Annotated in this window: 25 protein-coding genes; 8 read left to right on the forward strand and 17 right to left on the reverse strand. The window is 67.1% G+C overall.

Features of this window, described 5'->3' with window-relative positions; translation table 11 throughout:
* Positions 1–22: 22 nt before the first annotated feature.
* Positions 23–583 (reverse strand): hypothetical protein, encoded by a 561-nt coding sequence (locus tag OXU32_17590; GenBank protein MDE0075768.1) that lies wholly within the window; start codon positions 581–583, stop codon positions 23–25.
* 181 nt (positions 584–764) lie between these two features.
* Between OXU32_17590 and OXU32_17595 the strand changes: the two genes are divergently transcribed.
* Genes OXU32_17595 through OXU32_17605 form a run of 3 tightly spaced genes read left to right on the forward strand, consistent with a single transcriptional unit; the run spans position 765 to position 3,972 of the window.
* On the forward strand, positions 765–1,841 hold the full coding sequence (locus OXU32_17595) for a sugar phosphate nucleotidyltransferase (protein MDE0075769.1): 1,077 nt from the start codon (positions 765–767) through the stop codon (positions 1,839–1,841).
* Positions 1,838–3,130, forward strand: a complete 1,293-nt coding sequence (locus OXU32_17600) for a putative sugar nucleotidyl transferase (protein MDE0075770.1) — start codon at positions 1,838–1,840, stop codon at positions 3,128–3,130. Before OXU32_17595 ends, OXU32_17600 begins: the two co-directional genes overlap by 4 nt.
* Before the next feature lie 20 nt (positions 3,131–3,150).
* Positions 3,151–3,972, forward strand: coding sequence for an MBL fold metallo-hydrolase (locus OXU32_17605; protein ID MDE0075771.1), 822 nt, complete (start codon positions 3,151–3,153; stop codon positions 3,970–3,972).
* Positions 3,973–4,011: 39 nt separating this feature from the next.
* On the opposite strand, the gene rseP is transcribed toward OXU32_17605, so the two are convergent.
* The 13 genes from rseP to thpR form a co-directional block, all read right to left on the reverse strand.
* Entirely contained in the window at positions 4,012–5,370 is a 1,359-nt protein-coding gene (rseP, locus tag OXU32_17610; GenBank protein MDE0075772.1) for an RIP metalloprotease RseP, read from the reverse strand.
* Positions 5,371–5,409: 39 nt separating this feature from the next.
* Positions 5,410–6,558, reverse strand: a complete 1,149-nt coding sequence (dxr, locus tag OXU32_17615) for a 1-deoxy-D-xylulose-5-phosphate reductoisomerase (GenBank protein MDE0075773.1) — start codon at positions 6,556–6,558, stop codon at positions 5,410–5,412.
* A 37-nt stretch (positions 6,559–6,595) separates the two neighbouring features.
* Positions 6,596–7,480 carry a phosphatidate cytidylyltransferase gene (locus tag OXU32_17620; protein ID MDE0075774.1) on the reverse strand — a complete coding sequence of 295 codons (885 nt, stop codon included), beginning with the start codon at positions 7,478–7,480 and terminating at the stop codon, positions 6,596–6,598.
* Complete coding sequence (uppS, locus tag OXU32_17625; GenBank protein ID MDE0075775.1) at positions 7,480–8,193, reverse strand: polyprenyl diphosphate synthase; 714 nt, start codon at positions 8,191–8,193, stop codon at positions 7,480–7,482. Before uppS ends, OXU32_17620 begins: the two co-directional genes overlap by 1 nt.
* Positions 8,194–8,225: 32 nt before the next feature.
* Positions 8,226–8,777 (reverse strand): ribosome recycling factor, encoded by a 552-nt coding sequence (gene frr / locus OXU32_17630; protein ID MDE0075776.1) that lies wholly within the window; start codon positions 8,775–8,777, stop codon positions 8,226–8,228.
* A 48-nt stretch (positions 8,778–8,825) separates the two neighbouring features.
* A complete protein-coding gene (gene pyrH / locus OXU32_17635; protein MDE0075777.1) occupies positions 8,826–9,548 on the reverse strand; it encodes a UMP kinase in 723 nt (240 codons plus the stop codon).
* Positions 9,549–9,568: 20 nt separating this feature from the next.
* Positions 9,569–10,168 carry a translation elongation factor Ts gene (tsf, locus tag OXU32_17640; GenBank protein MDE0075778.1) on the reverse strand — a complete coding sequence of 200 codons (600 nt, stop codon included), beginning with the start codon at positions 10,166–10,168 and terminating at the stop codon, positions 9,569–9,571.
* 115 nt (positions 10,169–10,283) lie between these two features.
* Positions 10,284–11,309, reverse strand: a complete 1,026-nt coding sequence (gene rpsB, locus OXU32_17645) for a 30S ribosomal protein S2 (protein MDE0075779.1) — start codon at positions 11,307–11,309, stop codon at positions 10,284–10,286.
* Positions 11,310–11,332: 23 nt separating this feature from the next.
* Positions 11,333–11,773, reverse strand: a complete 441-nt coding sequence (gene rpsI / locus OXU32_17650; protein MDE0075780.1) for a 30S ribosomal protein S9 — start codon at positions 11,771–11,773, stop codon at positions 11,333–11,335.
* A complete protein-coding gene (rplM, locus tag OXU32_17655; protein ID MDE0075781.1) occupies positions 11,742–12,170 on the reverse strand; it encodes a 50S ribosomal protein L13 in 429 nt (142 codons plus the stop codon). Before rplM ends, rpsI begins: the two co-directional genes overlap by 32 nt.
* 157 nt (positions 12,171–12,327) lie before the next feature.
* On the reverse strand, positions 12,328–13,017 hold the full coding sequence (gene lepB / locus OXU32_17660; GenBank protein ID MDE0075782.1) for a signal peptidase I: 690 nt from the start codon (positions 13,015–13,017) through the stop codon (positions 12,328–12,330).
* 101 nt (positions 13,018–13,118) lie between these two features.
* A complete protein-coding gene (locus tag OXU32_17665) occupies positions 13,119–14,474 on the reverse strand; it encodes a sigma-54 dependent transcriptional regulator (GenBank protein MDE0075783.1) in 1,356 nt (451 codons plus the stop codon).
* Between the two features lie 50 nt (positions 14,475–14,524).
* Entirely contained in the window at positions 14,525–15,109 is a 585-nt protein-coding gene (thpR, locus tag OXU32_17670) for an RNA 2',3'-cyclic phosphodiesterase (protein ID MDE0075784.1), read from the reverse strand.
* Between the two features lie 252 nt (positions 15,110–15,361).
* On the opposite strand from thpR, the gene OXU32_17675 reads away from it, so the two are divergent.
* Entirely contained in the window at positions 15,362–17,260 is a 1,899-nt protein-coding gene (locus OXU32_17675) for a formate--tetrahydrofolate ligase (protein MDE0075785.1), read from the forward strand.
* A 249-nt stretch (positions 17,261–17,509) separates the two neighbouring features.
* Positions 17,510–18,550: a hypothetical protein gene (locus tag OXU32_17680; protein ID MDE0075786.1), complete on the forward strand. Its 1,041-nt coding sequence runs from the start codon at positions 17,510–17,512 to the stop codon at positions 18,548–18,550.
* Positions 18,551–18,614: 64 nt separating this feature from the next.
* Here OXU32_17680 and OXU32_17685 read toward each other — a convergent pair whose 3' ends face one another.
* Together OXU32_17685 and OXU32_17690 are read right to left on the reverse strand one after the other, a co-directional pair.
* A complete protein-coding gene (locus OXU32_17685; protein MDE0075787.1) occupies positions 18,615–18,947 on the reverse strand; it encodes an STAS domain-containing protein in 333 nt (110 codons plus the stop codon).
* Positions 18,944–19,390, reverse strand: a complete 447-nt coding sequence (locus tag OXU32_17690) for an ATP-binding protein (GenBank protein MDE0075788.1) — start codon at positions 19,388–19,390, stop codon at positions 18,944–18,946. The genes OXU32_17685 and OXU32_17690 overlap by 4 nt, the downstream gene beginning before the upstream one ends.
* Before the next feature lie 356 nt (positions 19,391–19,746).
* Between OXU32_17690 and OXU32_17695 the strand changes: the two genes are divergently transcribed.
* From OXU32_17695 to OXU32_17705, 3 genes are read left to right on the forward strand one after another with little or no spacing between them, the layout of a single operon-like run.
* Entirely contained in the window at positions 19,747–20,898 is a 1,152-nt protein-coding gene (locus OXU32_17695) for a SpoIIE family protein phosphatase (GenBank protein MDE0075789.1), read from the forward strand.
* Positions 20,898–22,115 (forward strand): ABC transporter substrate-binding protein, encoded by a 1,218-nt coding sequence (locus OXU32_17700; GenBank protein ID MDE0075790.1) that lies wholly within the window; start codon positions 20,898–20,900, stop codon positions 22,113–22,115. The genes OXU32_17695 and OXU32_17700 overlap by 1 nt, the downstream gene beginning before the upstream one ends.
* Entirely contained in the window at positions 22,112–24,355 is a 2,244-nt protein-coding gene (locus OXU32_17705) for an ATP-binding protein (GenBank protein ID MDE0075791.1), read from the forward strand. The genes OXU32_17700 and OXU32_17705 overlap by 4 nt, the downstream gene beginning before the upstream one ends.
* Here the strand turns inward: OXU32_17705 and OXU32_17710 are convergent.
* Positions 24,327–25,868, reverse strand: coding sequence for a YifB family Mg chelatase-like AAA ATPase (locus tag OXU32_17710; GenBank protein ID MDE0075792.1), 1,542 nt, complete (start codon positions 25,866–25,868; stop codon positions 24,327–24,329). The genes OXU32_17705 and OXU32_17710 overlap by 29 nt on opposite strands.
* Between the last annotated feature and the right edge of the window lie 104 nt (positions 25,869–25,972).

The raw sequence follows: 25,972 nt of genomic DNA on the forward strand, positions 1-25,972 counted from the left end.
AGGGTTTGGGGGCAGATGGGGTTCAGGGGAAGATGTCCGGCTGCATCTTGCGGCTGTTGCAGATCCCGTTGGTGTCGAACACGAAGACCACGGTGCGTTCAACACGGTCCACGTCCAGGGGGACCATCTTCGCGTAGTGGTTGCAGAGCTGCCCGTAGTTGGAGCGCAAGCGCCGCGTGCGCACCACGTAAAGGCTCCCGAGGTTCACCGGTACCGCCTGGTCCTCGATGTACACGTCATCGTCCTCGGGGGCTTCCTCGATGTCGTCGAAGTTCTCGTCGGGCAGCTCCACCAGCGCCGCATCCGAGTCGACGCCGAAGAATCCGGGGGTCAGGAAGACGGCCCTGCCGCCTTCGATGTCCACGGCCAGGTCCCAGGCTGAGGTGGTGGCGGGGGCTTCGATGCGGACCGCGTGCCGGGCACCGAAGTCGAAGCCTGTTTCGACGTTGGGCTCGGGGCGGGAGATCGCGTACAGGCGCACCGTATCGGCGGAGGCGATCCACTCGAGCGCGAAAGGATCTCTTCCGCACGCAGCGGTGGCAATCAGCGAAGGGAGAAGGAGGATGATCCCGAGCGAACGCATGACGACTGTTTGGCAACGGAGGAAGGGCTGGCTCCCGCGAACCGACAGCCTGCTCGCGGAGCGCGCAAAGACTACCCCGACGGCTCCGGCGGGTCAACCCCGGCGCGGTGAATTCCGTTGATTTTACACTGTGCCGCGGGTAAGTTTCCGCGTGCATTCCGACCCGCATCAGCGAGCGGCGTTGACCCCCGCCGACCCCCACCTCCGGGTCGTCATCCTCGCGGGTGGCGCCGGTTCCCGGTTCTGGCCCGCCAGCACGCCCACTCGCCCCAAGCAGCTCCTGCCGCTGGCATCGAGCCGCCCCCTCGTAGCCGACACGGTCCTGCGCGCGCTGGAGCTGGTCCCGGCCGGCCGGTTGCGGATCGTCGCGGGACGGCACCTGGAGTCACCACTGACTTCCGCGCTGCCGGAGTTACCTCCCGGTTGCTTCCTCTGGGAATCGCGGCCGCGCAGCACGGCACCGGCACTCACCTGGGCGACCTGGCGCGCCTGGCGAAGCGATCCGGACGCGGTGATCGTTTCCCTGCATTCGGACCATGTCATACGTCCCGCCGCCGCGTTCCGATCGCTCGTCGCGCGCGCGTTGCGGATCGCGGCCCGAGACGATGTCCTGCTGACCGTCGGGGCCCGGCCGGATCGTCCCGATACCGGCTACGGATACCTGCAACCCGGCGACGCGCTGGACGGATCCGCCCGTGGCGGGGCAGGCGAGCCTCCCCGGCGTGTGCTGCGCTTTCACGAGAAACCCGACGCCGGGCGGGCCGCCGAGTACATTCGCCAGGGGTTCCTGTGGAACACGGGCATCTTCGTCTGGCGGGCATCGGTGTTCCTGAAGGAGCTGCGCGCGCACGCTCCCGGCATCGCCGCCCTGCTTCCGCGACTCGAGGACGGCGACGTGAACGGCTTCTTCCGCCACGCGCCTACGGTCAGCGTCGACGAGGCCGTGCTGGAACGCAGCCGCTCGTGCGCCATGCTTCCGGTATCCTTTGACTGGGATGATGTGGGCAGCTGGGAGGCGCTCGCCCGGACGCGGACGCCCGACCACCGCGGGAACACCCGGGCCGGCGATGTCGTCTGCGTTGAGAGTGACGACAACATCGTGTACAGCGAAGGCGGGCGGGTGGTGTTGTTCGGCGTCCGCGAGATGGTCGTGGTCGTCGCGGGGGACGTGACGATGGTCACGACCCGCGAGCACGCCCGCGAACTCAAGCGCCTCGTGCAGCGGCTGCCCTCCTCGTCGCGCGCCCAACGGACGTGAGCGCCCGTCTCTACCTGTTCGACGACGCCCGCGCCCGGCGCTGGGAGCCGTTTGCCCTGACACGCCCCGCAGCCGAACTGGTGCTTGGCGCGCTACGGCTCTGGGAGCGGGCAGCCCGCGCGTGGGGTGTGGAGTACGGCGGTCATCTTGCAGGCGCCCGCCTCGCCGGTTTCCGGGAAGACGAAGCGCCCGAGGCACTCGTGGCCTCCGACGTGGGGCGCGGCCTCCACCGCATCCTGATGTCCAGCCGGGCCGTGGTGCGGAGCCGGCCGCGGCAGCTGCCTCCGGTCCCCGCCGAACTGCGCATCGACGGCACGACCGTCGGGTGGAGCCTCCCTTCCGGTGCCCCGCTTCCCCAACCGCTTGACATCGCGGATCCCGCTGCCGCTCCCCGGACGAAGGCCGGAATCGAGCTGGAAGGATTCGTGCTGGAGCACGTCTGGGAGCTGGTGTCACGGATGCCCGCGCAGCTCCGTGAAGACCTCGAGGCCGGGATGTTCGCCCCTCTCGCGTCCACGCCGTCGAGCCGGGCCGGGGGGCGGCCGGTGGGGGCGCGCGAGGGTGGAATGGCGATCCCACCCTCGGGGTCCTCCCTCCCCCCCGGCGTCCACCTGCTGGGAGACGGCCTCTTCACCCTGGGCCCCGGTGCCGCCGTCGAGCCGGGCGTGATGCTGGACACGGGCCCGGGGCCTATCGTCCTCGGCGAGGGCGTGCGCGTGTGCGGGCCGGCTCGCCTGGAGGGTCCGCTGTATGTGGGACCCGGCTCGACCGTCCTCGGTGGAAGGATATGCGCTTCCTACGTGGGTCGGGCATGCAGAATCCGCGGCGACATCGAGAAGAGCGTCCTGCTCGGCTACGACAACAAGGCCCACGGCGGCTTCCTGGGCCGCTCGTACCTCGGCCGCTGGGTGAACCTGGGCGCGATGACCACGAACAGCGATCTTCGCAATGACTATCGCGACGTGAAGGTCCGTACGGGCGAAGGCGCCGTGCCATCCGGTCTGGGCAAGCTGGGCTGCCTTCTGGGCGACCACGTCAAGACCGGCATTGGAACGCTCCTGAACACCGGCGCGGTCATCGGAGCAGGCTGCAACCTGTTCGGCGCAACGGCCCCGACGAGCCATCTCCCGCCCTTTCGATGGGGCGCGGCGCCCGAAGCGCCGCTCTTTGAGCTGAACCGCTTTCTGGACACGGCGGCGCATGTCATGAGCCGCAGGGGCGTTCGGCTTGCGCCGGAGATGCAGGCCGTTCTCGAGCGTGCCTGGCTCAGCGTGGCCGGCGCCGACTAGCCGGCGGGTCCGGAGCGGTCGTGCAGATCTGCGTGCTGGGCAGCGGCAGCAAGGGCAACTCGATTCTGGTCCGCTCCGGACGTGCGGCCGTGTTGGTGGACGCCGGCTTCAGCGCGCGCGAGACCGAGCGCCGCCTGCGGCTGGTCGGGGCCGAGGCGAGTGAGCTCGCGGCCATCATTCTCACGCACGAACATGGGGATCACACCCGCGGCAGCGGAGTGCTGGCGCGACGTCACGGTATCCCCGTCTGCCTCACCGAAGCCACCCGCAAGGCGTGCGGCCGCCTGTTCCGCGGGTCGGAACAGGTTGTGGAATACCGGCCCGGGCGAGCCTTCGGCGTCGAGGACCTGCGCGTGGAACCGTTCATGACCGTACACGACGCGGCCGATCCGGTGGCCATCGCCCTGGTCGATGTCGGATCCGGCGCCCGCGTCGGGCTCGCGACCGATCTCGGCCGGTCCACCGCGATCGTACGCCACGCGCTCGCGGGCTGCGACTTCCTGGTCCTGGAAGCCAATCACGACGAGACGCTTCTCCACCAGAGTTCCTACCCCGCCGCCGTCAAGTCGCGCATCGCATCCAGCCACGGGCACCTGTCCAACCGCGCGGCCGCCCGTCTTGCCCGGGATCTCCTCCATCCCCGCCTCGCCGGCATACTGCTCGCCCACCTCTCTGCGGAGTGCAACACACCCGAGCTGGCGCGTGAAACCGTCTCTCGGGCACTGGCCAGGGCGGGATACCGGGGCTTTCTGGGCGTTGCCCGGCAGGAGGAGCCTACGGAGATGCTGTGCGTCGACACCCTGCGCCGGGAACGCGGTCCCGAGCAGCTGTCGTTTCTCTGAAGCCGTCGTTCCAGGCCCTGCCGCCGGGGCGGTTCGGCGTCACAACCCCAGCACGCGCAGGATGTCGTTGGAGAGCGCCCAGACCATGATGCCCATGAGCACCAGGAAGCCGACCCGGCTCCAGCGCAGCCGCTGCTCCAGGCTGAGCGCCCTCCCTCTGACGGCCTCGATCCCGAGAAAAACGAGATGTCCGCCGTCCAGTATCGGAATGGGAAGCAGGTTCAGGATCGCCAGATTCACCGAGAACAGAGCCATGAAGCGCAGGAAGGTCTGAATCCCCGCCTCTGCCGCTTGGCCGGACAGCGTTCCGATGGTGACGATGCTGCCCACATTGCGCGGGGAGACGCTCCCGGTCACGAGATCGCCGAGGAACGCGAGGATCATGCGGGTGGTGCCCACGGTGTCCCGATATCCGATGACCGCAGCGCGGGTCAGCGGAACGGGCACGTACACCGGATCGGCCACCGGAGCCAGAATGCCGACCTGACCTACGGTCCTGATCTCCCCGTCGGGCCCCCTTTCCTCACGCGTTGCGAGGGGCACCGCGATCTCTATCAGAGCGCCGTCGCGCGCCAGTTGAAGTTCGACCGTGCGACCGGGACGGCGCATGATCTCCTGCCGGAACAGCGCCCAGTTATCCACGGCTACACCGTCCACGGCCAGCACGCGGTCCCCCGGCTGCACGCCCGCGCCCGCCGCGGGCATCCCGAGCTCGACGTCCAGGACTTCGGCTTCGATCCAGTAGTCGAGGGCCAATGCCAGGCGCTCGCGCGCGGAAGGATCGTCGGGCACCGGCACCGAGACCGTCACGCGCGGGGACTCGGTTTCCACCGTGATCGTCTCGCCCCGTGCCGACAGGAATCCCTCACGCACATCCCCCCAGTGGACCACATCGCGGTCGCCCACCCGCGTAACGCGCGCGCCGACGGGAAGCCCCCCCAGCGGTTCCGCGCCCGGGGGCAGCAGCTCCATGTCCACGTAGCCGAGCCGGGTCTCGTCCGCCTCCACCCGGCCCCAGCCCGCGGCGATCGTAGTATACGCCGCGAAGGCGAAGATCATGTTCATGATCACGCCCGCCGACAGCACCAGCGCGCGCGCCCAGACCGGCTTGCCGTCGAAGTCCGTTGGCGCGGGTCCCCGCCGCACCTCGCCGCCACCTCCCTCCACCTGGTCCATGACCTCATCGGCCATGCCGCTCATCTTGACGTACCCGCCCAGCGGAATCGCCGAGATCACGTATTCGGTATCGCCGCGGCGAAAACCGAGAACCCGCGGCCCCAGCCCGATGGAGAAGCGCAGGACCTTTACGCCCACGGCCTTGGCCGCCCAGAAGTGGCCAAGTTCGTGGACGAGGATCAGAACGCCCAGGACAACGATTGTCGCCAGCAACGCCATCATCCCTCTCCCTGTATGCGCCCGCTCACGAGCCGCGCGCCATTACGCGACCACCGCCTCGATGGATTCCCGGGTCACGCGCCGGGCCTCGGCATCCACGCCGAGCACGTCTTCGACCGACCTGATCCTTCCTGGAGGAGTTCGCTCCAGCGCCGCTCCCACCACCACCGCCATCTCTCTGAAGGGTAGCACGCCCTCCAGGAATGCGTGCACAGCCACCTCGTTGGCCGCGTTGAAGACCGTCGGCGCCCAGCCACCGGCGCGCCCGGCCTGCACGCCCAGTTCGAACAGGGGGAACCGCGGCCGGTCCAGTTCCTCGAACGTGAGATCCGACAGGCGCGAAGGACGGAATGTTCGCAGGCGGACGTCGTCGATCCGTTCCGGATGTGTCAGCGCGTACAGGATGGGCAGTTCCATGGTGGGAAGGCCGAGTTGCGCCACGACCGAGCCGTCCGTGAATTCCACGAAGGAGTGGACGATCGATTGCGGATGAACGACCACGTCGATGCGTTCATACTCCATCCGATACAGGAAATGTGCCTCGATGACCTCCAGCGCCTTGTTCGCGAGCGTGGCCGAGTCGATGGTGATCTTGGAACCCATGTTCCAGGTGGGATGGCGCAGCGCGTCGGCGGGCGTGACGTCGTTCATTCGCGACGCGTCCCAGCGGCGAAAAGGACCGCCCGAAGCGGTCAGCACGATGCGGGCCACATGCCCGGGGTCGCTGCCGGCGAGACACTGCAGAATCGCGCTGTGTTCCGAATCGACCGGCACCAGCTCACCGCCTCCCGAACGCGCCGTTTCGTTGACGAGTTCGCCTCCGGCCACCAGCGACTCCTTGTTGGCCAGCGCGAGACGCTTGCCCGCCCGCAGCACGGCGAGGGTGGGCTCCAGGCCCGAGACTCCCACCAGGGCATTGACGACCACATCCGCGTCGCTGTTCCCCGCGAGTTCGATCAGAGCCTCGCGGCCGTAGGCGGACGACACGCCGGGGAGGTCGAGCCTCCCGGCGCCGGGGTCGGCGACCACCACCCGGCGCGGCCGATGCAGCGCCGCCTGCTCGCGAAGCACGGCTACCGAGCGGTTGGCGGCCAGCGCGACCACGCGGAAGCGCTCCGGATGCCGGCCCATGACCTCGAGCGCGCTGCGCCCGACGGATCCCGTGGATCCCAGGATCGCGACCCGGATCACGTCGACGCACCCTTCGCCTCGGGGACCGCCACCCGGCTCATGGCGACACCGAACCGGCGAGCTGAAGCGCCGCGTAGGCGAGCGGCAGCGTCACCAGCACGGCGTCGAGCCGGTCGAGCACTCCGCCGTGGCCGGGAAGCATCGACCCCGTGTCCTTGACGCCGGCTTCGCGCTTGAGCAGCGAAACGGCCAGATCCCCCGCCAGTCCGCCCGTGCCGATCAGGAGCGCGATGCCGACGAGCCAGCCCGGCCCAACCCCCAGCAGGACGAACGGCTCGGCGGCCGCCACCGCGAAGAACAGGCCCGCCGCCCCGGCGGCAAGGATTCCGGCGACGGTGCCTTCCAGCGTCTTGCCCGGGCTGACGGCCGGAAACAGGCGGCGAGTTCCCCACAGGCTGCCCGCGAAGTATGCGGCGATGTCCCCGACCCAGGTGACCGTCAGCGGGAAGAGCAGCAGCAACGGGCCTTCGAGCGGGCCGGGGGCTCTGACGGCGACCCCCGTCTCCGGCAGGTGGCGCAGCAGCACCGCGAAGCAGAGCCCGCCTCCCACATAGAGAGCCGCCGTCAGCGTCGAGCAGACGGACGCGAGCGGCTTGTCCGTCACCTTGCGCGCGCGCACGGCGGCGACAAAGAGCGCTACCGTGGCCCCCATGAGGACCGTCAGCGCGAGCGGGGCGAAACCGGTGAAGAAGGGCTCCGCCGTCGCTGCCAGGACGAGCGCTGCCGTGACGGCCATGGCCGTGCGGGTAAAGGTCCGTACACCCGTCCGCCGGGCCAGCAGGCAGAACTCGCGGGTGGCCAGCATGGCCAGCGCCGCCGCAAGCGCACCCATGAGCCACCCGCCCCGGTAGATGACCGGAAGGACGACGAGCAGCGCGACCACCGCCACCACCGCGCGGCGCGAAAGGTCGGCCATCGCCATCAGCCGGAAGTGATCCGGCCGAAGCGGCGGTCGCGGCGCTGGTAGTCCAGGACGGCCGCAAGGAGGTCGTCCCTGGAGAAATCCGGCCACAGCACGGGGGTGATGTGGATCTCCGAGTACGAAATCTGCCAAAGCATGAAGTTGGAGATTCTGCACTCCCCGGAAGTCCGGATGAGAAGGTCGGGATCGGGGATGCCGCTCGTCAGCAGCGCCCGCTCCAGGCACGCTTCGTCGATCTCCGCGGGATCCAGTTCTCCGGCCCGGGCGCGCGCGGCCAGACGGCGAACCGCGGTCAGGATGTCTTCCCTTCCGCTGTAGGAGATCATCAGATTGAGCCTGAGCGTCGTTCCGCCCTCGGTCTCCCGCATGATGCGCTCCACGGCCTCGCGCGCTGAAGGCTGCATTCTGGCCAGGGTCCCGAGCACACGTACTTCGACGCCCTTCTCGACAAGCTCCGAGCACTCCCGCTCCGCATACGCCTTCAGGAGCGACATCAGAGCCGACACCTCCTCCGACGGACGATTCCAGTTGTCGGTGGAAAACGCAAAGAGGGTGAGGATCTTGATGCCGGCGTCGACCGAAGCCTCGATGGTCGTGCGTACGGCGTTCATCCCGGCCTCGTGCCCCGTCTTGCGGGGCAGGCCCTGCCGCCGGGCCCAGCGTCCGTTGCCGTCCATGATGACGGCCACGTGACGCGGCATGGGCCCGCTCATGTCAATCCGGGCCGGCACGTTGGACTTCATGGCTAGATGGCCATGACCTCCTCCTCCTTGGCCTTCATGAGCTCGTCCAGCGAGGCCACGTAGCGGTCGGTGAGGTTCTGAATCCCGCCCATCATCTGGTGACCCTGGTCCTCGCTGATCTCGTGCTCCCTGATGCGACGCTTCACCTCGCCATTGCCCGCACGCCGGGCGTGGCGGATCGAGATCCGGGTATTCTCCGACATCTTGTGGATGATGCGCACGTATTCCCGGCGTCGTTCCTCGGTGAGTGGAGGAATCGGTACGCGTATGAGGTTGCCGTCGTTGGAGGGATTAAGCCCGAGGTTGGCGGACATGATCGCCTTCTCGACGGAGGACATCAGCGACTTGTCGTATGGCTGCACCACCAGCAGGCTCGCGTCGGCCGCAACCACCGTCGCGAGCTGATTCAGGGGCATGCTGGCCCCGTAGGCGTCGACCCGGACGCTGTCCAGCAGAGCCGGGGTCGCCTTGCCGGTTCGAACGGTTGCGAACTCGCGCCGGGCAGCATCGAGCGCGGCGTCCATGCGCTCCGTGAGTTCTTCCATGAGTCCCATGACAGCCTCCCGCGCGCGTGTGATACCGATCGGAGAGCAGATACCCGGTCAGGATACCAACGTGCCTATGCGCTCCCCTCTGATGGCGGCCCCGACCGCTCCTCTCTCGCCGAGATTGAGTACGATGATGGGCAGCTTGTTGTCCTTGCAGAGCGACACCGCCGGGGCATCCATGACCCCCAGTTCCCGCGCGATCACTTCCTGAAAGCTGATGCGCCGGATGAACTGCGCGGTCGGGTCCAGGAGAGGATCGGCGGTAAAGATTCCCGCCACCTTGGTGGCCTTGATGATCACGTCGGCTTCCATCTCGATCGCCCGCAGAGCGGCCGCGGTGTCGGTCGAAAAGTACGGGTTCCCCGTGCCTCCGGCGAAGATCACCACCCTGCCCTTCTCCAGGTGGCGAATCGCCCGGCGGCGGATGTAGGGCTCCGCGAGCTTTTCCATGCGAAAGGCGGTCAGCACGCGCGTGGTGACGTTCTTGCGCTCGAGCAGATCCTGAAGCGCCAACGCGTTGATGACGGTGGCGAGCATGCCCATGTAGTCGGCTGTGACGCGGTCCATGCCCTGACGGCTGGCCAGCGCCCCGCGCATGATGTTGCCGCCCCCGATGACGATGCCGAGGGCCACGCCCAGGTCGGCGAGCGTCCCGATCTCGTCGGTGAGCCGGTCCACGACCGGCGGAGAGATGCCGAATCCCTCCTCTCCCGCGAGCGCTTCGCCGGAGAGCTTCAGGAGAACCCGCGAGTACCGGAATTCCGACGAGCCGCTCATCGTCCCGCGGGCGTGCGCCGTCAGCCGCGCTGCCCGACCGCGAACCTCGAGAAGCGGGCGACTTCGATCCTCTCGCCGGTTTTCGCCGATACCTCGGTCACGAGCTCGCCGATGGTCCGGTCCGTGTCCTTGATGAAGGGCTGCTCCAGCAGCACCTGATCCTTGTAGAAGGCCTTCAGCTTCCCCTGGACGATCATGTCCTGAATGCGTTCCGGCTTCCCCTGGGCACGCACCTGCTCCCGGTAGACCGCCTTCTCACGCTCGACCACGTCCTGCGGCAGATCTTCCGCGCGCACGGCAATCGGGTCCTGGGAGGCGATGTGCAGGGCGATGTCCTTGGCCAGCGCCCGGAAGTCGTCCGTGTTGGCGACGAAGTCGGTCTCACAGTTGACTTCGACGATGACGCCCACCCTTCGGTCGAAGTGGACGTAGCTGCCGATGGTTCCCTGGTTCGTATCCCTGCCCGCTCGCTTGGAAACCTTCGCCGCACCCCTGGCACGGAGGAGATCGACCGCGGCCTCGAGATCGCCTCCCGTCTCTTCGAGAGCGCGCTTGCAATCCATCATGCCCCCGCCTGTACGGTCGCGCAGGGCCTTCACCATCTTTGCGGGAATCGTCATGTGGAGTATCCGCCTGGTGATCGTTTCGAGGTTACGGGACGCGGGATCCGGTGGCGACGCTTTCCCGCGACCCTCGTCCATACTTCCCTGTCCCGGCAGTCGCCGGCAGGAAGGATCAACTGGTCCGGGACGCTACCGGCTTGGGAGGCGCGCGCCGGACCCGGGACGGCTTCGGTTCGGCTTCCTGGCTGGTCGACGGCTTCGCGGGCGCTCCGCCGGAATCCGATTCGGCCGCGTCGCCCCCCGGCTTCCTGACCAGAACGCGGGCCCTCCTGACTCGCTTTTGCGAATCCCCTCGACCGGGGCTGCCCGTCTGGCGTTCCGCGATGACGCCCGGACGGGGCCGCCGGCGCGCTCGACGGCGCGGATGCTCCTCCACCGCGGCGGCCTTCTCGCCTGTCTCGGTCGAATACGTCGTGGCCTCCAGGTCCTCCACCCGACGGCGTTCATCTTCCGGCACCTCTTTGCGGGCCTGGCTGATGGCCTCGGCGATGGCGCCGCTGATCAGGCTGACCGAGCGTATCGCGTCGTCGTTCCCCGGAATCGGGTAGGTGATGAGATCCGGATCGGCGTTGGTGTCGGTGATGGCGATGATCGGGATACCAAGCCGGTGGGCCTCCCTGACCGCGATCGCCTCGCGCCGGGCATCGACGACGAAGATGGCGCCCGGGAGCCGGGCCATGTCCTTCACCCCGGAAAAGTACTTCTCCAACTTCAGCCGCTCGCGCTCGAGCAGAAGGCGTTCCTTCTTGGTGTAGAACTCGAAGGCGTTCTCCTCCTGCCCCCGCTCCAGCTCCTTCAGGCGGCGGATCTGGCGACGAATGGTCTGGAAGTTGGTGAGCATGCCGCCCAGCCAGCGCTCCGTCACGAACAGGCTGCGGGACCGGGCGGCGTCCTCTTCAATGATCCCGCGCAACTGCGGCTTGGTGCAGACGAACAGGAGGCGTTCGCCCGAAAGCACCAGTTGGCGTGCGATCTTCCGGGCCGCGATCAGCCGATCGAACGTCTTGCGCAGGTCGATGATATGGATGCCGTTCCGCTCCGTGAAGATGAAACGGCGCATCTTGGGGTTCCATCGGCGCGTCTGGTGTCCGAAGTGGACCCCGGCCTCAAGCATCTGGTTCAGAGAAACCTGCTCCATGCGTCTCCAGGCAGTCCTCGGGTTTATCGCTTGCTGAACTGGAAGCGCTTGCGGGCCTTCGGACGGCCGGGCTTCTTGCGCTCCACCTTGCGCGGATCACGTGAGAGAAACCCGCCCTGGCGAAGCGGGCCCATCGCGTCTTCGTCTTCCTCGACCAGCGCTCGGGCAACCCCCAGGCGGATGGCGTCGGCCTGACCGGTCATCCCGCCCCCGTGCACGCGCACGACGACATCGAAGCGGGCGTCGGCGTCAACGACCTGCATCGGTTCGGTGGCGCGCTTGCGATGCACCAGCCGCGGAAAATAGTCGTCCAGTTCCCGGCCGTTGATCAGCCACCTTCCGATTCCCGGTCGCAGCATGATGCGCGCTACGCTGCTCTTGCGCCGGCCTACGGCCTGAACCTGTTCTACGTATGGCAATGAACCCGTGACCTCAGAACGTGAGTTGGCCCGGACGCTGGCCATGATGAGGATGCTCGGCCCCGGCATAGACGCGCAGCCGGCGGCGTAGTCGGCGACCCAGGCGTGCTTTCGGGAGCATGCCGCGTACGGCGCGCTCGATCACCCGCTCGGGATGCCGCTCCAGCATCGTCCTGAAGGGAATATGGCGCTCGCCGCCCATGTAGCCCGAATGACGGAAGTAGGTCTTCTGCGCCGCCTTGTTGCCGGTGAGCTTCACGCGGGCGGCGTTGATCACCACCACGTTGTCCCCCGTGTCGAGATGAGGCGTGAAGATGGGCTTGTGCTTGCCGCGCAGCACGCGCGCGACCTGCGCCGCCAGACGCCCCAACGGCTGTCCCGCAGCATCAACCACCCACCACTGGTGCTCGATGTCGCTCGCCCTGGGCGTATATGTCTTCACGTACGGTTCACCCGCGATTTGCCGGGGAGACGTTCTTCCGCGGTCTCGTCCTCGTCGTCGAACCCACGGAGTGGAGTAACAAAGCAGTCAAGGGTATCAGACAGGCCGCATGGTGTCAACCAGGCCGCATGGTGTCAACCAGTACCCGCGCCCGTGTCTACCGGACAATCCCGCCGATCCTGCCCCAGCGCACGTCCCTCATCCACGCAGCCTCCCCATCGGAAGACGCGTCGAAGGAGTAGTAGACGAACCAGGGCCGCCCCCGCACCGAACCCTTGTCGACGAATCCCCAGTAGCGCGAGTCTTCGCTGTTGTCGCGGTTGTCGCCCAGGACGAAGTAACTGTCCTCCGGAATCCGGATCGGACCCCAGTTGTCCCGCGTCGGCCGGTAGGACGCCGGGTCGCGGCCGTCGGCGAGGAAACCGGCCTGCCACGCCATGTCGGGATGATACTCGTCACGCCGCGGGTCCACGTGGCGAACGTACGGCTCGTCGAGCTGCACCTCGTTCAGGTACAGCGTCTTGGCCCGCATCTCAAGGACATCCCCGGGCACCCCGACCACGCGCTTCACATAGTTCTTTCCGGGGTCGTGCGGAGGCGTGAACACGATGACGTCGCGCCGCTCGAGCTCCGCGAATGCGGGAAGGTGCAGCGCCGTCCCCGGAACCTCGGCGCCGTACACCGCCTTGTTGACCACCAGGAAATCTCCCACCAGCAAGGTGTTCTCCATGGAGGCGGTGGGAATCTTGAAGGCCTCCACCAGAAACGCTCTGATGATCAGGAAGAGCGCGAACGCAATCAGAACCGACCGGCACCACTCCCACGCCGTCCGGGCCAGCGACTTCATGGGTGCTTCCGCCGACGGTTCGGAGTCGCGTCCGCCATCCCCCGCCCCGTCACCGGTCCGCAACGGATCCTCCCGTTCTCCGTCCCGTCCCGCTGCCCGCCTCACGACTCCCGCTCCAGCCCGTACTTGTTGATCTTCTTGTAGAGGTTGGAGCGCGGCATGCCCGCCGACCGGGCGGTCTCGGTGATGTTCCAGTCGTGCTCGCGCAGCTTGTGCTCGATGAACGCCCGCTCCGCGCGGTCCTTGAAGTCGGCGAAGGAAGGCGCGGCCAGCAGTTGGTGGACGACCGCGCCCGGGCTGCCTCCGGAGAGCAGTCGGACGTCTTTCGTGCGGATCTCGTCGCCCTCCGAGAGAATCAGAAAGCGCTCCACGGCGTTGCGCAGTTGGCGCACGTTGCCCGGCCAGTCCATCGCCTTGAGCCGGTTCAGGGCACCCTCCGTGAAGTGCTTCCGGGATGCCCGCCCGGTCCGCACCATCAGCGTGGTGAAGTGCTTCACGAGCATGGGAATATCACACCGACGCTCGCGAAGCGGAGGAAGCTCGATGGGAACGACGTTGAGACGATAGTAGAGATCCTCGCGGAACCGGTCGTTCCTGATCTCTTCGGCGAGGTCCTTGTTGGTGGCCGCGATGACGCGCACGTCCACCTGCAAGGTCCGGGAGCCTCCCACGCGGACCACGACGCCCTGCTCCAGGACGCGCAGCACCTTCGCCTGGGCCGCGAAGGACATGTCTCCGATCTCGTCCAGGAAGAGCGTGCCGCCGTCCGCCTGCTCGAACTTCCCCGCGCGGTCCGCCACCGCCCCGGTGAACGACCCCTTCATGTGGCCGAAGAGCTCCGATTCGATGAGCTCCGAGGGGATCGCGGCGCAGTTCACTTCCACGAACGGCCGGTCGCGCCGGTCCGACAGCCTGTGGACCGCCCGCGCCACCAGCTCTTTTCCCGTGCCGTTCTCGCCGGTGACGAGCACGCGCGCCCGGGTCGGCGCCACCTTCTCGATACGCATCAGCATCTGATGAATCCGGGGCGAGGAACCGACGATTTCGTACCGGCTCTCCACTTCGGTCTGCAGCGATTCGACGCCGCGCTTGAGCCCGTGCATGTCGAGGGCGTTGCGCAGGGTAACGAACAGGCGCGCCGTGTCGAGGGGTTTCTCCAGGAAGTCGTACGCGCCCCTGCGCGTGGCCTCCACGGCGGTATCGATGTTCCCGTGCCCGCTGATCATGATCACCGGGGTGCGGGAGTCCAGCTTCCTCATCCTCGACAGGACTTCCAGGCCGTCCATCTCCGGCATCTTGACGTCGAGAAAGACGACATCGGGATTGTCGTCGACGAGGCGCTCGAGGCCGACGGGGCCGTTGGGGGCGATCGTCACGCGATGCGACTCGTACTCGAAGACCTGACGCAGCGCGCCGCTGACCGAGGCGTCGTCGTCGACGATCAGGATGTTTGCCATGAAGTCGGGTCAGGGGCCGAGCATCGGGGAGCCCGCGCGGATCGTGGCCATCAGGCGTTGGGCTGCGCCGGTTCCGGCGTCTCGAGCGCCGCCGAGGATACGACACTGTAGCGGGCGCCGGCGCGGGAGAGATGACTGCGCATGAGTTCCACCGACGTCACGTCGATGTGATGGCGGAAGTCCAGGTCGGCAACCAGGGCATCCAGTCCGCGGAAGGCGCCGGCGCCGGTCTCCGCCCTGGCGCGGCCCACGGTGATGTGAGGATGGAAGGCGCTCGTCTCCCGGCTGAAGCCCAGGCTGGCCAGCCCCCACTCCACATCCTGCTTCAGACAGCGCAGGGCGAGGACCGGCTCCACCCCGGCCCACAGCACCCTTGGGCGGCGAATCGTGGGAAAGGCGCCGAAGGCGCGGATCTCCATCGAGAAGGACCGGTTCTTGCCCCCGACTTCGTCGATCGCCTCCGACACGCGGGGCGTAAGGTCCGGATGTGGATTCCCGAGGAACTTGAGGGTCAGGTGATACGTTTCGGGATCCAGCCACCGCACCGGCAAGCCGGCCTCTCTGAGGGGCCGAGCGGCGGCGTACACGCCTTCCTTCGCGCCATCGGAGAGATTCAGCGCGATGAATAGTCGCATGCGGGACTCTTGAAAGGAGGGTGGTCGGGGATTGTGGCGCCGGCGCGCCGCGATACCGCGATTAATGTACCCGTACCCGCAGGACCGAATCAAGGAAATCGCCGTTCCCCGCCGGACTCGTTTCCTGCGCCTATTCCCAAATCAGGCCGCGGAGGGAATCTTTCTGGCGCATCCGCGAGCGCCGAGTTGTTGCGCGACGAATCCGTCGGCCTCCGACGCTGGCGTCCCGAAACCATGGACTATCCCCTGCCAATGACCGATCACGGCCGCAATACCTCGCTCCAGATTCGTTCGCCCGTCCCCTCCGACATCGAGATCGCGCAGGAAGCCCCGCTCACCTCCATCGCCTCCATCGCCGCGCAACTCGGCCTCGCAAGCGGGGAGCTCGAGATGCACGGGTCGCACAAGGCGAAGGTGAGGCTTTCCGTGCTCGACCGGCTCTCCGCCGTGCCGGAGGGCAAGTACATCGACGTGACGGCGATCACCCCTACGCCCCTGGGCGAGGGCAAGACCACAACCACGGTGGGACTCGCCCAGGCAATGGGCGCCCACCTCGGCAAGCGGACGATCGCGTGCATCCGCCAGCCCAGCCAGGGCCCGACCTTCGGCATCAAGGGCGGAGCGGCGGGCGGCGGCTACAGCCAGGTCATCCCGATGGAGGACTTCAACCTGCACCTCACGGGGGACATCCACGCCATCACTGCGGCCAACAACCTGCTGGCGGCGGCGATCGACATACGGATGCTGCACGAGTCCCGCCAGAGCGACGAGCTTCTCTTCGAGCGTCTCTTCCCGGTCCGCAACGGAAGGCGCTTCTTCGCCCGCGGCATGCATGTGCGCAAGGAGAAGCTCGGCATCGCCACGAGCGACCCGGACCGGATGACGCCGGAGGAGCGCAGCCGCTTCGTGCGCCTGGGAATCGATCCGGAGACCATCACCTGGCGGCGCGTGATGGATACCAACGACCGCATGCTCCGCGAGATCACGGTCGGGCAGGGTCCGGATGAATTCGGATTTACCCGCACCACCGGGTTCGACATTACGGTGGCCAGCGAGATCATGGCGATTCTCGCCCTGACCACCGACCTGGCCGACATGCGCCGAAGGCTCGGGGCCATGGTGGTCGGGGCGACGGGCGACGGCGAACCCGTGACCGCCGAGGACATCGGCGCCGCGGGCGCGCTCGCCGTCCTCATGCGCGACGCGGTTCAACCCACGTTGATGCAGACGCTCGAGGGTACTCCCGTCTTCGTCCACGCCGGACCGTTCGCCAACATCGCGCACGGCAACAGCTCCATCATTGCCGACCGCATCGCGCTCAAACTGAGCGACTACGTCATCACGGAATCGGGATTCGGGGCCGACATCGGCATGGAGAAGTTCTTCAACATCAAGTGCCGCTACTCCGGGCTGGTCCCCGACGCGGTGGTGCTGGTGGCCACCATCCGGGCCCTGAAGACGCATGGCGGCGGACCTCCCGTGGTGGCGGGACGGCCGCTCGACCGCGCATACACCGAAGAGAACCTGGAGCTGCTCTCCCGGGGAATCGCCAACATGGAGCACCACATCCGCACGGCACGCAAGTTCGGAGTTCCGGTGGTGGTGGCCGTGAACCACTTCGCCACCGACACGGATGCCGAGGTGGACCTGGTGATTCGGGCGGCGCGCGCCGCCGGGGCCGTGGACGCGGTGGTCTCGAAGCACTGGGCCCACGGGGGCGCGGGAGCGGTCGCGCTGGGCCGGGCCGTGGTGCGGGCCACCGAGCAGCCCTCCGATTTCCGCTTCCTCTATCCGCTCGACCTTCCGGTTCGGGAGAAGATCGAGATCATCGCGCGCGAGGTATACGGAGCAGACGGGGTGGAGTTCGAACCGCTGGCCAGCGACCGCATCGATCTCTTCACGCGCCAGGGCTTCTCCGACCTGCCGATCTGCATGGCCAAGACCCATCTGAGCATCAGCCACGACCCGCGCCGCAAGGGAGTGCCACGAGGATACACGCTGCCGATCCGCGACGTGCGCGCCTCCGTGGGCGCCGGGTTCCTCTATCCGCTGGTGGGTCAGATGCGCACCATGCCGGGACTCCCGACCCGTCCCTCCTTCTACGATGTCGACCTGGATCCTGACACCGGAAGGGTGATCGGCCTATTCTAGAAGGCGCGACTACCCCCGATCGGCCATCGGCGGTGCCGAGCCAAATCAGGCACGGCCGGACGTAGCGACTACGACAACCGCGACACCACCTCCCAGGAGGCCATGATGCCGGCGCACCAAAAGACGACGATCACGGCAGGAGCGGCACCGAATTTCCATTCCGACCCGCACCCGGGCACCCATGGCGGCAAGCGCCGGCGGAAGCGGCGGCCGGATTCGAAGGCATCCGCAAGGACGGCGCTCGGAGGCATGCTGCTCGCAGCCATGGCGTTCTCCTCCTCCGCACTCCAGGCCCAGGATCCGCCCTTCCGGTCCTATGGCGGCTCCAGTGTCTCATTCGATGCGCGCGTGCACGCGCAGTACGAGGCGCCGAGCACCGAGGGCGCCGTCTCGACGTTTTCCATGCGGCGCGCCTGGATCACGCTGGACGGGCGCTACAACGACTTCGTCAGCGGTCGCCTCCAGTTCGAGGCGCTGCGCGGAGGCACGGTGCTGGACGCGTGGCTCACGTTGAGCTTCTCGGAGGCCTTCGTGCTCAACATGGGTCAGTTCAAGCGCGGCATCTCGTACTTCTGGCTGGTGCCCAACTCGGACCTGCCGCTGATCGAGCGGGACGCGAGGGTATCAGGGATAGCAGAGGAGCATGCGTGCCCCGGGATTGGAGGAGTCTGCTCGTTCGGCAACCTTGCCTTCAGGCTCGGCCTGAACGGGTACGAGCCCGGGTTGCTGATGACGGGCCGCCTCGGCAGCCGCGCGAGCTACCGCGTCACGCTCACGAACGGGGAAGGCATCGACAACCGGGACGCCAACAACTGGAAGTCGACCACCACGCAGCTGTCCTTCGACCTCACCGAAGACAGCCGTTTCGCGGCCTACGCCTCATTCGACGAAACCCACTTCGACCACGGGTCGGCCTGGACCCCGGCCTACGGGCTCGAGTTCGAGGCGGGGACATGGCGCGACGGGGGCCACCTGCTGCTGGGGGCGATCCGGGGGCGGAACTGGAGGGTGTCCCAGAACACCCCGTTCACGGCGTTTCAGGCGATGGGCCTCTGGTATGCGCGGCTGCCGGAGACCGCCCGCTTCGAGGCCATCGAGCCTCTGCTGCGCCTGAGTTGGGCCAGGACCGAGGATGGCGACGGCGGGGACTTTTCCGGCTTCACGATCACCCCCGGCTTCATGCTTTATGCCTTCGGGAAGAACGGCATCTCCACCAACCTGGATATCTACCGGTCCTCGCTCGACCGCACCGAATGGTCCCTGAAGGTCCAGGCGTTCACGTACTTCTAGCCTGAAACCGAAATCTGCGGGCTCGGTGGCCGGGTCGAGCCTCGCCCCCCCCTGCCAGCCGCCTTCAGAAGCTGTCGATCGCCTGCTCGACGGTGTCACGAACCGTCATGATGCGCGTGAAACCGCTGACCTCCAGCACCTCCCGGACGTGGTCCTGCACTTGGCACAGCGCCACTCCCCCACCCTGCGCACGGGTCTTCTTGACCGCGAGGAGGAGAATGCGCAGGCCGGCGCTGCTGATGTACGACAGCTCGCCGCAATCTACGACCAGACGGCTGGAACCGCCCTCCATGGCCTTGCTCAACTCCTGTTCGAAGGAGGTCGCGTTTACCGAATCAACGCGGCCGCTTACGGCCGCGATCACGGCGTCCCCGGACTGACTGGCTGTGACTTTCACGGATTTGGATCCCCTGTCGCGCCCTGCAGCGGCTGTGTGAGGGTCAGGCAATTTCGCTTTTTATCGCGTCGATAGGATATGTCGTGCACGAGGTTCTTGGCAAGGTGGATGCCGAGCCCTCCGATGGGTCGCTCGTCCACCGGCAGCGTGAAATCCGGGAGCGGCGCGTCGGCCAGCGGATTGAACGATCGTCCGTTGTCTTCGATGCGGACTTCCAGCAGTTCGTCTCCCAGCCCGAAGTCCACGCGAATCCTCGGTTCCTCCGGCGCTTTCTCGAACCCGTACGAGATGACGTTGGTGAGGATTTCGTCCAGCGCCAGACAGAACCTCTGCACTACGAGATCGCTTACGCCGTTCGCTGTGGCGAAGCGCTCGAACACCTCCACGACCCTTCGAGGCTCGTGCTGGTCCGTCCCCACATCAATCCCAAGCGTGACATCCATGCGTCGATCCGCCGCTGTGCCCCAACGACTGCGCCATTCTCCCTTTGTTCCGCACCCGGTTCCTCCGCCGACCTGTGCCGGGCGCCGACGGCTTCCGGATTTGCCGGCCTAACAACCTATCACGGCAGGCTCGAATGCGCATCCCTCGATACCCCGGCGTCACCACCACGCGCCGGCAACGCCAAACCGGAAGCTGATCTCGAACATTTGCGAGCTCGGACAAGTGCGGATCGTTGTTGCCAACGGGCGCGCAAAGAGTAGTTTTGGGCGACGCCAACGCCCGATCAGGCTCCCGCGCCAGCCGGCCGCCGGCCCCAGCGGAATGCATCGGGATCGCTTCTCTTTCGGGAGGACGTATGAAGAAGATTCTTGTGGTGGACGACGAGCCGGATCTCGAGCTTCTCCTCAGGCAGAAGTTCCGCCGCAAGATGCGCCGGCGGGAGATCGAACTCGTCTTCGCCAGCAATGGTGTCGAAGCGCTCGACAAGCTGAACGAGCAGGACGACATCGACATGGTCCTGTCGGACATCAACATGCCGGAGATGGACGGGCTGACGCTCCTCAGCCAGATCAACTCTCTGGACCTGGACCTGCGCGCGGTGATCGTCACGGCGTACGGCGACATGGAGAACATCCGCACCGCCATGAATCGCGGCGCGTTCGACTTCCTCACCAAGCCGATCAACTTCGACGATCTCGAGACCACGATCGACAAGACGATCCGTCATCTGGAGGTGATGCGCGAAGCGCTTCGGTCCCGCGACGAGCTCGTTGCCCTGCGCCAGGAGCTGGGGGTGGCGGCTCAGATGCAGGACTCGATCCTGCCCAAGGTCTTCCCGCAGCATCCCCGTTACGGCCTGTTCGCCTGGATGACCCCGGCCAAGGAGGTGGGCGGCGACTTCTACGACTTCTTCCCGGTGGAGGATGAGGGGTTTGCCGTGGTGGTCGCGGACGTCTCCGGCAAGGGAGTTCCCGCCGCGCTGTTCATGATGGTCAGCCGGACCCTCGTCAAGGGATCCGCCCTTGGCGAACGGGAACCCGTAAAATGCATAACCGAGGTCAACCAGCTACTCTACGAACAGAACAAGGAGTCGATGTTCGTAACCATGTTCTACGCGGTGCTCGATCCGGCATCGGGGCTTCTGCAATACGTAAACGGAGGCCACAACCTCCCCTGTCTGGTCAAGCCCTCGGGCGAGGTGACATGGCTGCCGGGGGACAGCGGCATCGTTCTCGGCGTGATCGACGAATTCCCCTATCAGCAACACTCGATGCAGCTGGAGGAGGGCGATGTCGTCTTCTTCTACACGGATGGCGTGACGGAAGCGATGGACGAGGCCGGAAACCAGTTCGGGGACGATACCCTGCTGGATGTCCTGCGAAGGGCGGCCGGCGCGGACCCCGAGGACATGACGCGCCAGGTGGTCGATGCTGTCCATGAGCATGCCGGCGGCGCACCCCAGTCCGACGACCTGACCTGTCTGGCGCTCCGATACGGGGGAGACTGATGAGACGCGGGACGGGGTGCCGGCGCGCAAGGCCCGCGACCCATGCTGTGACGCCTCGCCATGCTGCCACCGCGGTCTTTCTGGGGGTCCTGGTCGGCGCTCTGGCGGGCTCGCCGCTGGCGGCCCAGTCGGAAGCGGAGGGCGTCTTCGCGGATTCGATCGTGTTCGGGCAGTCGGCCGCCTTCACCGGCCCCACGAGCGAGCTTGGTTCCAACATGAGGCTCGGGATACTCGCGGCGTTCGAGGAAGCCAACCGGCGCGGGGGCGTCCAGGGACGGATGCTTCGGCTTCGTTCGCGTGACGACGGATACGAACCGGAAGCCGCTTCCGACAACACGCACACGCTTATCGCCGAGGGAGTGTTCGGGCTGGTGGGCGCGGTGGGAACTCCCACCTCCACCGCGGCCGAACCGGTCGCGAGCGCCGCGGGCGTCCCCTACATCGGGCCGTTCACGGGCGCGGAATTCCTGCGTGAGAACCGCGACTTCGTAGTCAACCTGCGCGCATCCTACTTCCAGGAAACCGAAGAGATGGTCGAGCGCCTGACCACGGACCTCGGGTTTACGCGCTTCGCGGTCCTGTATCAGGACGACAACTACGGCAACGCCGGACTGACCGGCATGCGCCGCGCTCTGGGCAGGCGCGACATGGTCCTGGTGGCCGAGGGAGCATACGTCCGCAACACCACGGCGGTGAAGCGGGCACTTCTCGACATCCGCGAAGGCAGCCCCCAGGCCGTGATCATCATCGGCGCTTACCAACCCGCAGCCACGTTCATCAGATGGGCGCGCCGCATCGGCGTGAACGCCATCTTCGTGAACATCTCGTTCGTGGGCAGCAACGCGTTGCTCAACGAACTGGGGGCAGCGGGCGAGGGTGTCGTGGTTACCCAGGTCGTCCCGTTCCCCGGGGACACTTCCGTTCCCGTGGTGGCCCGCTACCACGAGGCGCTGGAAGTCGTGGACCCGGATGCGAGTCCCGGCTTCGTCTCGCTCGAGGGCTACCTGGCCGGACGTCTGATTGTCGAAGGGCTGGACCGGACGGGCCCGGAGCCGACCCGCGAGAGCTTCCTCGGGACGCTGCGGGAAGCAGGGCCCATCGATCTGGGCGGGTTCGAGGTGGAGTATGGCGAGCGGGACAACCAGGGCTCGGACCGCGTGTTTCTGACCCGGATCCAGGCTGGCCGTTTCCGGGCCATGGAGCGGCTCTCGCGATGACTCCTCCGGTTCAGGAGGGTCTGGACTCCAGAATCCATTCCACCTTCGAGTGGGTTCTGGCAAAACTGCCGTCCGGATGGGGGACCAGGGTCCGCAAAGCCACGGGCAACCGTTTCGGGATCGCGAGTCAGATCTGGGTGGGGCTGGGTGGGGGCGTGACCCTGACTCTGGTGGCGAGCGTGCTGGCGCTGGGTCTCATGACGATCGTCAACGCGAGCCAGCGGGATGTCACCGGCACCTATATGCCGGGGATGATCGCCGCCTTCGACGTAGCGCAAAGCAGCTCGGAACTGGTGCGTGCTTCGCCCAGGCTGATCGCGGCCGATACGCCGGAAGACCTGGCGCTGGTCGAAACCGACGTGATGCGGGAGGAGGAGTTCCTGCGAACCCGCCTTGGGGAAATGACCGGGACCGGCATGCAGGGCGCGCTGCAGGATTCGGTGGTGGTGCTTGCATCCAACCTGGTGGAAAGCATCGACCTCATCCGGGAATCGGTGGCCAGGCGCCTGACCTATCGCGCCCGGGTCGGCGACCTTGAGCGCGAAGTGCTGGAGCTCACGCTGGGAGCCGAACTCCTCCTGGTCGCCGCAATCGACGATCAGGACTTCTTCATGGCAACGGGATTGCGGGAGCTCACGGACCAGCCGGCGCCGACTTCCGCCAGGAACGCGCCCGAGCAACTGGACCAATACAGAGGGCTGCTCAATTACCAAACGAATCAGAACGCGGTTTCGTTGCTCATCCAGCGAGCCCTTACCCAGGACGACCCGGGTCTCCTGCAGACCAACCGGGAGCGGGTAACGGCCGCCATGGGCAACCTCCAGAGTGACCTGGATGACCTGTTGCCCGCGACGGCGGCCCTGCTGCGGCCTTCCTTCGAGCGTCTCGGGGATCTCTATTCGGCCGCGAACGGGATATACACCATTCGCACCCTCGAGCTGGCCGAGCTGGCCGAGTCCGAGGAGTACCTGGCCCTCAACGAAGCGACCACCAACGACCTGAACGCGCTCGTTCAACCATTGGTGGAGAACGCGGAGATCTCGACCCGGGAGGCGGCGGACCGGTCGGCCACTCTCCTGCAGATCGGCTGGTGGACGATCCTTGCGGTCAACGTCCTGGCTGTGCTGGCGGCCGTCTTCGGAGGCTGGAAGTTCTTCGGTGAGCGCCTGCTGGTCCGGCTGCGCCACCTCTCCGACGTGATGCGCCGCATGTCCAGGGGCGAACTGGAAGCGAAGCTGGAGATTGCCGGCAACGACGAGGTCACCGACATGGCGGGCGCTCTCGAGGTGTTCCGCCAGCACGCCATCGAAGTTCAGCGCCTGAACCTGGTGGAGGCGCTTGCCACCGAAGTCCAGGACAAGAACGCCGAGCTTGAGAGCACGCTCGACGAGCTGCGGCGCACGCAGGAACAGGTCATCACCCAGGAGAAGCTGGCATCGCTCGGCGCACTGACGGCGGGCGTAGCCCACGAGATCCGCAACCCGCTCAACTTCGTCAACAACTTCGCGGCGCTCTCCGTCGAGTTGATCGACGAGTTGCGGGAGGAACTCGGCATGGAAGGAGAGAGCGGCAACGGTGACGGCGCGGGACCGCTCGCCGCCGCCGGCGACGAAGAGTTGACCGAAATCGTGGACGAGATCCTGGGCGACCTCCAGCTCAACATCTCCAAGGTCAAGGAGCACGGCGACCGGGCGAACCGCATCGTCGACGGCATGCTGGCCCACTCCCGCGACGAGGCCGGCCAGATCGAGTCCATCGACATCAACCTGCTGGTGGAGGAATACACCAAGCTCGCCTACCACGGGATGCGCGGCACCGACGCCACCTTCAACGTCACCATCACCCGCGAACTCGACCCCGAGGCAGGCCGCGTCGACGGCATCGCGCGCGATCTCAGCCGGGTCATCCTGAACATCGTCACCAACGCCTGTCAGGCCACCCAGATGCGCGGCAAGGCGGAAGGCCGCGGGTACTCGCCCACCCTGCTCGTGTCCACCGAGGGACGGGGCGACACCGTGTGCATCAAGGTGCGGGACAACGGCACCGGCATGCCCGAGAGCGTCGTGCGCAAGATCTTCGACCCCTTCTTCACCACCAAGTCCGGCACCCAGGGCACCGGCCTCGGGCTGTCGATCTCGCACGAGATCGTCCGCGAGCACGAAGGGCAGCTCGCCGTGGAAACCGAAGAGGGCGAATTCACGGAGTTCACCATCATCCTCCCGCGGGTGAAAGGGAAATAGGCACCCGGCTTCGGTACTGGATGGCCTCCCCGACGTGTGAAGCACCTACGCGCTCGCTCCCGCACAGGTCGGCGATGGTGCGAGCCACGCGCAGAATCCGGTGATGGCCGCGTGCCGAGAGACCCAGATTACGCACGGCACCGCGCAGCAGCCGGCGACCTTCCGACCCCGGCAGGCACCAGCGTCGCATCTCCCTGGATCCGAGGCGACCGTTGAAGAGAGCGGTCCCGTTCCGGCTTCTGCGCTGTTGTTGCCGGCGCAGGGCGCCCGCGACCTGCGCACGTGACTCAAGGCTCGTCATCCCGGCGGTGCGCCCATGGAGTTCCTCGATCGGCACGGCCGGGATGTGCACATGGAGGTCGACGCGATCCAGCAACGGCCCGGACACCCGGTTGCGATAGCGGCGGATGGTGGCCTCGGTGCAGGAGCAGCGTCCCGATCCATCACCGTGGAACCCGCACGGACAGGGGTTCATCGCGGCGACCAGGGTGAAGCGGCAGGGATAGGTGACCGCCTGACTGGCGCGCGAGATCGTAACGGCTTCGTCCTCCAGCGGTTGCCGCAGGGCTTCGAGCACGTTCCGGCGGAACTCCGGAAGCTCGTCGAGAAAGAGAACCCCCTGATGCGCGAGGCTGACTTCGCCGGGTCGCGGCACGCGGCCGCCGCCGACCAGCCCCGCGTCGCTGATGGTGTGGTGGGGGGCACGGAACGGGCGGCGCGTCACAAGCGCCTCTCCGGGGGGCAGGCGTCCGGCCACGGAATGCACCTTCGTCGCCTCCACCGCCTCCTGCAGCTCGAGGGGCGGGAGGATTCCCGGCAGGCGCCGCGCGAGCATGGTCTTGCCCGCTCCGGGCGGCCCGGTCAGCAACAGATTGTGCCCTCCCGCGGCCGCCACCACAAGCGCGCGCTTGGCGTGGGCCTGACCCCGGACGTCGGCCAGGTCCGGCGCGTCCCCGGCGCTACCGCCCAGAAGAGCGACGCCGTCCACGGTGGCCGGGCTGATCGGGCCGCTCCCGGTCAGATGCCGGATCACCTCCGGCAGACACGACGCCCCGATCACCTCCACCGCCCCCGCCACCGCGGCCTCGCGCGCGTTCGCGGAAGGAAGCATCAGGCCCTGCATCCCGCGGCAGCCGTTTGCGATGGACAGCGCTCCGCGCACCGGGCGCAACTCGCCGTCGAGCCCTAGTTCGCCGACGAACACAAGGCCGTCGGCTTCCTCCGCCCGCAGGTGGCCGCCGACGATCAGAAGCGCGATCGCGATGGGGAGGTCGAAGGCGCTGCCGGTCTTGGGCACGTCGGCCGGCGCCAGGTTGATGGTGACCCGGCGATGCGGGACCGGGAATCCCACGCTGGCGAGCGCGGCGGTCACCCGCTCGCGGCCTTCGCGCACAGCGCCTGCCGGCAGACCGACGATCGAAAACGACGGGAGGCCGGACGTGAGGCTCGCCTCGACGCTGACCGGAAAGCTGTCGACTCCGCTCAGGGCGGCCGAACGGACCTGAGTGAACATCGCCCCCCGCTGCCATGCCTGACGTGGTGCCGGACGGCGGGGCCTTTCCCCGCGCAGGAGAAAGGTGGCGACGTTACCGGGGCGTCCCCATGGCGAAATGGGAA

It is taken from the genome of Gammaproteobacteria bacterium (genome assembly GCA_028819075.1).
GTDB lineage: Bacteria > Gemmatimonadota > Gemmatimonadetes > Longimicrobiales > Gaopeijiaceae > BD2-11.

Bases quoted from the DNA above. Each gene is read 5' to 3' on its own strand.
- frr (MDE0075776.1), bottom strand. From the start codon at position 8,777: ATGGGACTCATGGAAGAACTCACGGAGCGCATGGACGCCGCGCTCGAT.
- thpR (MDE0075784.1), bottom strand. From the start codon at position 15,109: ATGCGACTATTCATCGCGCTGAATCTCTCCGATGGCGCGAAGGAAGGC.
- OXU32_17705 (MDE0075791.1), top strand. From the start codon at position 22,112: ATGACTCCTCCGGTTCAGGAGGGTCTGGACTCCAGAATCCATTCCACC.
- OXU32_17590 (MDE0075768.1), bottom strand. From the start codon at position 583: ATGCGTTCGCTCGGGATCATCCTCCTTCTCCCTTCGCTGATTGCCACC.
- OXU32_17680 (MDE0075786.1), top strand. From the start codon at position 17,510: ATGCTGCTCGCAGCCATGGCGTTCTCCTCCTCCGCACTCCAGGCCCAG.
- OXU32_17710 (MDE0075792.1), bottom strand. From the start codon at position 25,868: ATGTTCACTCAGGTCCGTTCGGCCGCCCTGAGCGGAGTCGACAGCTTT.
- rpsB (MDE0075779.1), bottom strand. From the start codon at position 11,309: ATGGAGCAGGTTTCTCTGAACCAGATGCTTGAGGCCGGGGTCCACTTC.
- uppS (MDE0075775.1), bottom strand. From the start codon at position 8,193: ATGAGCGGGCCCATGCCGCGTCACGTGGCCGTCATCATGGACGGCAAC.
- pyrH (MDE0075777.1), bottom strand. From the start codon at position 9,548: ATGAGCGGCTCGTCGGAATTCCGGTACTCGCGGGTTCTCCTGAAGCTC.
- OXU32_17675 (MDE0075785.1), top strand. From the start codon at position 15,362: ATGACCGATCACGGCCGCAATACCTCGCTCCAGATTCGTTCGCCCGTC.
- OXU32_17690 (MDE0075788.1), bottom strand. From the start codon at position 19,390: ATGGATGTCACGCTTGGGATTGATGTGGGGACGGACCAGCACGAGCCT.
- lepB (MDE0075782.1), bottom strand. From the start codon at position 13,017: ATGAAGTCGCTGGCCCGGACGGCGTGGGAGTGGTGCCGGTCGGTTCTG.
- rpsI (MDE0075780.1), bottom strand. From the start codon at position 11,773: ATGGCCAGCGTCCGGGCCAACTCACGTTCTGAGGTCACGGGTTCATTG.
- OXU32_17620 (MDE0075774.1), bottom strand. From the start codon at position 7,480: ATGGCGATGGCCGACCTTTCGCGCCGCGCGGTGGTGGCGGTGGTCGCG.
- OXU32_17665 (MDE0075783.1), bottom strand. From the start codon at position 14,474: ATGGCAAACATCCTGATCGTCGACGACGACGCCTCGGTCAGCGGCGCG.
- OXU32_17700 (MDE0075790.1), top strand. From the start codon at position 20,898: ATGAGACGCGGGACGGGGTGCCGGCGCGCAAGGCCCGCGACCCATGCT.
- tsf (MDE0075778.1), bottom strand. From the start codon at position 10,168: ATGACGATTCCCGCAAAGATGGTGAAGGCCCTGCGCGACCGTACAGGC.
- OXU32_17695 (MDE0075789.1), top strand. From the start codon at position 19,747: ATGAAGAAGATTCTTGTGGTGGACGACGAGCCGGATCTCGAGCTTCTC.
- rseP (MDE0075772.1), bottom strand. From the start codon at position 5,370: ATGATGGCGTTGCTGGCGACAATCGTTGTCCTGGGCGTTCTGATCCTC.